General features: G+C 71.3%; 1 protein-coding gene and 1 pseudogene. Both read right to left on the bottom strand.

Going from position 1 to position 5,149, the window contains the following annotated elements; translation table 11 throughout:
- On the bottom strand, positions 1-4,161 hold a 4,161-nt coding region (locus tag HZF19_RS16995), incomplete at its 3' end, for a Calx-beta domain-containing protein (protein ID WP_307781262.1).
- A gap of 258 nt (positions 4,162-4,419) precedes the next feature.
- Positions 4,420-5,149, bottom strand: a pseudogene (locus HZF19_RS15965) (PE-PGRS family protein); the annotation flags it as partial.

Genomic DNA, 5,149 nt, shown 5'->3' with positions numbered 1-5,149 from the left:
GCCACCGGCACCGGCCTCGGCCCGGGAGTCGGCGTCGAGGGTGACGGTGGAGTTGTGGGCGTAGAGGCCGAAGGAGCCACCCCCGGGGCCGCCACCGAAGCCTGGACCGCCACCGGCGTTGCCGCCGCCGCCGCCGCCGCCGGAGCCGGCCCGCTGGTTGCCACCGCAGTTGGAGCCGCCGCCGCCGCCCCCGCCGCCGCCGTGGCCAGCGTAGCCGGAGGCCCCGGCGCCGGTCGCTTGCTGGCCGCTGTCGCCGGTCCACGTCGTGCCCGCGGTGTAGACCGTGGCCGAACCACCCGCACCGGGCACATCCGCCCCGGCACCGCCGGCTCCGCCGTCGCCGGGACCACCGGCGCCGCCCTGCGGAGCGCCGATGCAGAGGACCACAGGGTTGGCACCCTTCGAGCCGCCGATGCCGCCCCGGCCGCCGAGGCCGATGGTCTGGGTGAAGCCCTGCTCACCGGTGCCACCGTCGCCGTTGCTGCGTCCGGTACCACCATTACCACCCCGATTCGCTGAGCCGAGCGAGCCGTTCCGGCCCGTCCCGCCGGGTGCCGGGTTGGGGCTGCAGCCCCAGAAGCAGTCCACACCGTTGACCCCGTTGGCGGCCTTGGCGATGGTGCCGGTGTAGTCGGCGCCGGGCGCGCCCTGCGCACCCTGCACGCCGTCGGCCGCCTTGAGCTGCGAGTTGACGACCGTGACCGTCGAGCCGTTGATGGCCCGCAGGCCATACACGTTGGAGCCCGCCGGCAGCCCGGTGCTACGGCCGAACAGGGTCAGGCCGTCGATCACCACGTTCGTGTCCGCGTCGGCCAGGGCGGCCTGGCCGGCGGCGTCGATGCGGGTCTCGAAGTTCACCGGGGCGCCGCTCAGGCCAGCGGAGCCCGGGCGGGTCCAGTTCTGGAAGGAGTTGAACCCACCCCGGATGGCCTTGTTCGACAGCAGGCTCAGCCCGCCGGAGGCTTCGCTGAAGATGCCGTAGCCGACGGCCAGCTCGGGCCGGCTGCCCAGCGCCAACAGGCCGGCGGCGACGGTCAGCTTCGGCTGGGCCGCGGTGCCCGGGTTGGCGTCGGTGGCCGCGGTGCCGTCGGCGTTGTACTTGCCCACGAACACCGCGTCGCGCACCTGCAGGCCGATGGTGTCGACCCCCACGTTGCCGTCCCAGTCGGTCTGGCTCACCTCGACGGTGTACAGGCCCGGCGTGGTGATCGAGGCCGGGGCCGTGGCGCTGAAGGTGCCGTCGGTGATGGTGCCGGTGAAGGTCTGCACCGGGGTGTTGCCGCTGTCGAGCACCCGCACCTGCACCGTGGCCGGCGGCCCGGCGTTGGTGCCGGCGTCACCGAGGGCCGTGCTGACGGTGCCGGTGTAGGTCAGCACCGCGCCACCCCAGCTGTCGACGTTGATGCCGTCGTAGGGTCGCTGGATCAGCACGGTGGGGGCGGTGGTGTCCGCGTAGCCGTTGGTCGCGAGCTGTGCGGCCGCGCCCGGACCCCGCTGGTTGACCGCCCGCACCTCGAAGAGGCAAGCCGCCCCCGAGCCGCCGCAGTCGTAGTCGAAGGCCGGGGTGGTGCCGATCGAGATCCACGCCTCGGTGTCGAGCACCCCGTCGGTGGAGACCCGGACCTGATGGCCGGTGATCGGCAGGGCCGGCAGCGGGCTGGCGATCGACGGCGGCGTCCAGGTCAGGTGCACCCCGCCGAGACGCTCGGTGTCGGGCGTGGCCTGGAGATCGGTGGGCGCGCCCGGCTGGTGGTCATCGTCGAGGATGGTGACCACCCCTTGGCTGTCACCGATGGTGAGACCACCGGTGGGGTTCGAGAGGTTGACGTAGAACTCCTCGTCACCCTCTTTGAGGTTGTCGGGTCGGATGTCGATCTTGACCGTCTTGCGATCCTGGCCGGCCTTGAACTTCACCGTGGTGTTCACGTTGACGAAGTCGAGGCCGGTCGCGGTGCCCGGTGCGGTCATCACCTTGACCGTCATGTCCGACGTGGCCGGCTGGTTCAGGATGAGGTCGACGTTGGCCGTGATCGGCAGACCCCCGACGTTGTCGGCCTCCCACACCGACACGTCCGCGACACTCACGACGCAGCATGCTTGGGTGGGTGAGTCATCGTCGAGGATGGTCACCACGCCGGCGTCATCGATGATGTTCGTACCCACCGGGTTGCGCAGCTCGACGATGAAGTACTCGTCGCTCTCGGTGTCGGTATCGCCGTAGACCTTGATGGGGATGGTCTTGTCCTGCTGGCCGTTCTGGAAGGTGACGGTGCCGAACTTCTGGCCGAAGTCGACCCCGCCGGTGGCCGAGCGGGCGATGGTGCGGTAGCCCACGGTCACGGTACCCACCGCCGGCTTGTCGAGGCGCACCCCGACGGTGACGGTGGAGTCGCCGCTGTCACCTTCGACCACCGTCAGGTCACTGATGGCCACGCCCGGTTGGGTGAAGTCGTAGGGACCCGAGCCCTCCGGGTCGTTGTCGATGATGGTGCCGGTGGCGCTGGTCACCGAGCTGTCGTACTGGGTGACGTCGAGGGTGAAGGTCTCGTCGCCCTCGACGATCGGGTCATCCAACACCGGCACGGTCACCGTTGTCGGGGTGAGGTCGTTGACCCCCCAGCTCGTGGTGGTTCCCGAGGTGGTGGTGAAGTCGCTACCCGCCGTGGCGGTGCCGCCGGCGGTCGTGTAGGAGACGCTGAACGGCACCGGGCTCGGCGCGGTGGGCGTGAGGGTGAAGGTGACCGATGCCCCCGGGCCCTCGGTGACCGAGCCGCCCTCGACCCGCACCGGCGGGGCGTCGTTGTCGATGATCGTGCCCGGGGTGGACACCGCCCCGCTGTCGATGAGCGAATTGGTGGGGTTCGAGAGCGTGAGCATCACCGTCTCGGGCCCCTCGTAGAGGGTGTCGTCCGTGGTGGGCACGTTGATGGTCTGGGTGAGGGCCGTGGACCCAGCACTCCAGTTCAGGGTGCCGGAGCTCGCCGTGTAGTCACCCGAGGTGGCGGTGCCGTCGGCGGTGGCGAACTGCACGCTGACCGGGTTCTCCGGCGGCTTGGAGAGCGACACCTGGAACGGGATGCTCCCCCCTTCGGTCGCGGTGCCGGCGCTGACGGTGATCAGCGGGTCGGGGGAAGCCACGATCGTGTAGTTCACGACCTTGGTCGACACGTTGCCCTTGGTGTCGGTGGCGGTCACGACGAAGGTCTTCGGGCCTGGTGAGGAGCTGGTGTCGAATGGCGTGCCGCTGGCCACCGTGCCCACGCAGCTCGCCACCCCCACCTGGTCGTCGGGCTCCGAGCACGAGTAGTTGGCGTTGACCGCGATGCCCTTGAAGTAGCTGCCGCCCTCGGCCGGCGAGATCACGTTGATCTCGGGACCCTGGGTGTCGAGGGGGATGATCCGCGAGCGGGTCAGGTACGGGCGGGGGTCGTAGGGCGCGCAGTAGGTGGGGGCGTCACCGTAGGAGGCGATGTTGGCGGTGGTGGTGAAGCCCGGGTCGGGCCACGGGAAGCTGTTCGGGTTGGAGGGGATGGTGCCCGCGAACTTCGACTCCAGGTAGGTGCCCGGCGCGCCGGTGGGGGTGACGTTCACCTGGATCTGGGGTGGCTGGAGGGTGCCGCCCGCCTTCCAGCCCTCGCTGTTGGGTGAACCGGTGCCGGGCGGGTAGCCGGGCAGGCTCAGCAGGATGGTCTTGTTGAGCGAGTCATAGGTGAGGCCGAACTGGGGGCCCGAAGGGCTCGCGCTCTGGGTCAGGGTGACGGTGCTGCCACCGGGCGGCGTCCAGGTGCCGGTGCCCGGCACCGCGACCACGCTGTTCACCGTGGCCCCGGTAGGTGGGAGCTGGGTCTTGACGGTCAGGTTCTTGATGAAGTTCACCGTCTGGCCGGAGACGTTGGTCGGCACGACGGTGGGGGGCGACGCGGTGTAGGTGGTGTAGGGCACACCCTGTTCCACCTTGTCGGGGTAGGTGACGTTCAGGGTCAGTGCCTGGTCGGCGTTGGTCGCCCCGATCACCGGTGCGTTGGCCACGCAGCGGAGGTTGGTGGTGACGTCCGTGTTGATGATCGCCGCGCCGGCATCGCCCACCGTAACGCCAACAACCAGACCGGTGGCCACCAGCGCGAACGCCGACAGACTGGCCAGCTTCTTCCGCCAACTCATCACTGACGCCCCCTGAGGTATCAAGTACGTGACTGCTGTCGCATCCCTTGCCCACGGACGGTAACGGACCGTGCCGGCTTTGTCACGCCACCTGGCCCCCGATCCTAGGCAGGAACGCAGGAAAATGAGTCGAGCGACTCACCACGCACGCACCTCGCGTAGCTCGACCCGACCCTCGGTGCCCCTGGTGGGGAGAGGCGCACCCCTCCCCACCAGCTCCTCCCCCGCCAGCCCGGTCCCGCTCTTGGGCCCCACCGGTCAGGGCGTGCAGACCCCGGCGATCAGCCTTTTGCAGCTCTGCCCGGCGCTGCCGTCGTTGCCCAGCGCCCCGGCGGGGGCCGAGTTGCCCGCCCCGCCGGCGCGGGGTGCGGTGGTCCAGGCCCCGGAGGCGATGTCGCCACCGCCACCACCGGCCGCGGCCTGGCCGTTGCCGCCCTTGAGGCCCCCGGCGCCACCGCTGCCCGCGGCAGCCACCGCGGCGGCGGCGTTCACGATCGACCCGGTGCCCGAGTGGAAGATGCCCACGCTCGGGCCGCCCGCGCCGCCGCCACCACCGGCACCCCCGCCACCGGCGCCGCCACCACCGCCGGCGCCGCCGGGGCCGCCGTCCGGGAAGCAGGCGTACAAGCCCAGCCCGCACAGGTTGAGCCCGGCAAAGGTCGGGGTGGCGTTGCCCACCGGTGCCCCGCCGTTGCCGGCGTTGCTCACCGACCCACCGCGCCCACCCGGGCCGCCGTTGCCGCCGTCGCCGCCCTTGCCACCATTGCCGCCCTTGCCGCCATTGCCGGCGCTGGCGGTCACCGTGGCGTCCACCACGACGGTGGCGTCGAAGGCGTAGATGCCGAACGAGCCTCCGCCCGCGGTGCCGCCCTGGCCGCCCTGGCCGCCGCCGCCGGCGCCGCCGCCGCCGCCACCACCACCACCGCGGTCCCAGCCCTCGCAGATCCAGGACCAGTTGGCGCCGGCGTTCTGGCCGCCGCCGCCACCA

This window comes from Rhabdothermincola sediminis (assembly GCF_014805525.1).
GTDB classification, from domain to species: domain Bacteria; phylum Actinomycetota; class Acidimicrobiia; order Acidimicrobiales; family Acidimicrobilacustridaceae; genus Rhabdothermincola; species Rhabdothermincola sediminis.
The sequence above is the reverse complement of the archived record's forward strand: the minus strand, read 5'-3'. Positions and strand labels throughout refer to the sequence as shown.